This is a genomic window from Enterobacter sp. SECR19-1250 (genome assembly GCF_013391025.1).
Lineage (GTDB): Bacteria > Pseudomonadota > Gammaproteobacteria > Enterobacterales > Enterobacteriaceae > Enterobacter > Enterobacter cloacae.
This window is the reverse complement of the sequence record NZ_JACASJ010000273.1, coordinates 1-1,135: the sequence shown is the minus strand read 5'-3', so window position 1 is coordinate 1,135 and position 1,135 is coordinate 1. Positions and strand designations below refer to the sequence as shown.

Genomic DNA, 1,135 nt, shown 5'->3' with positions numbered 1-1,135 from the left:
AGCGTGCGTATTGCCTGAAAATCCAGCCAGCTACAGGGTCGTTCGCACGAAATCTGATTTATTCAACAAAGCCGATTACCACCTGAAACCAGGTCTATATAGGCCAAAAGTTCATCTGATACTTTTGCGGTTATTGTTGGCATTCAGTCCTCACTTTGTGCATTTTTTAAACGAAAAAAGGGTGTCTAATACGGTGAAATCATAGTATTACCAAAGTAATAAATAAAAAATTCTTTAAATCAGTAAGTTAGATTGGATTTGTAATACCTGGGTAATACCGCAGCATGGCTAAATTTGGTTTTTTTCTTTTAAATCAGTGGTATAGCGTGATTTATCACGCTGCGTTAGGTGTATAGCAGGTTAAGGGATAAAAAATCATCTTTTTTTGGTAGGGCGATCTCCGTAGGTTAAGGGTCATTTGGCTAAAAAGCGTCCTATTCTTTGATGGTCATGCTTGCATGACCATCTGAGCAACCAAAAACTACAGATAAACTACAAAAAACGTTTTGCCTTAGTGTTGGCAGACTACAAATAGACTACAATAAAACTACAAAGAAACTACAAAAATCGTGGCGGACTACAAAGAGACTACAAGAAAACTACAGATAAACTACAAAACTCGATTGACCCCTTCTTACGAGTGTTGTAGAGTCATTTTAATACAACGGAGGGGGTTATGAATAAACCAGCAGATCTGAAACCCCGCAACTTATCGGCTGCTGTCAGATTGCGCCTAAATGAAATCGAGAACTGGCTGGACAGAGGGCTAACGCGGCATGAAATTGCTGAAATCCTCGACAGCGAATACAGCTTTTCGGTAACAGCCAAAGGGCTTGAGATGGCACTGTATAGAACGCGGCAAAACCGAAAAAATGTATTGCACAATACACATGATAAGAGTAGCGCGAAGGGTGCAGCGGAAAGTGTATTGCACAATACACAACCGTCTGAGCCTGAAGCGCAGAAAAGTGAAAAAGCAGAGAGTCCCGGCATTATTGATAAAGAATTCTTCAATAAAATCGGTGAGGATTTCAACCCTAAGAAGTTCAACAAAAAATTCTGGTAATGACTCCAACTTACTGATAGTGTTTTATGTTCAGATAATGCCCGACGACTTTGTCATGCAGCTCCACCG

At 40.3% G+C, this 1,135-nt stretch carries 2 protein-coding genes; one reads left to right on the top strand and one right to left on the bottom strand.

Annotated features, from left to right (window positions below):
• Positions 1 to 676: 676 nt before the first annotated feature.
• Complete coding sequence (gene stbA / locus HX884_RS26555) at positions 677 to 1,066, top strand: plasmid stabilization protein StbA (protein WP_032736816.1); 390 nt, start codon at positions 677 to 679, stop codon at positions 1,064 to 1,066.
• Between the two features lie 10 nt (positions 1,067 to 1,076).
• Here stbA and HX884_RS27695 read toward each other — a convergent pair whose 3' ends face one another.
• Positions 1,077 to 1,133: a hypothetical protein gene (locus HX884_RS27695; RefSeq protein ID WP_375138606.1), complete on the bottom strand. Its 57-nt coding sequence runs from the start codon at positions 1,131 to 1,133 to the stop codon at positions 1,077 to 1,079.
• Between the last annotated feature and the right edge of the window lie 2 nt (positions 1,134 to 1,135).

Excerpts from the sequence above, each read along its gene's own strand:
- stbA (WP_032736816.1), top strand. The coding sequence starts at position 677 with ATGAATAAACCAGCAGATCTGAAACCCCGCAACTTATCGGCTGCTGTC.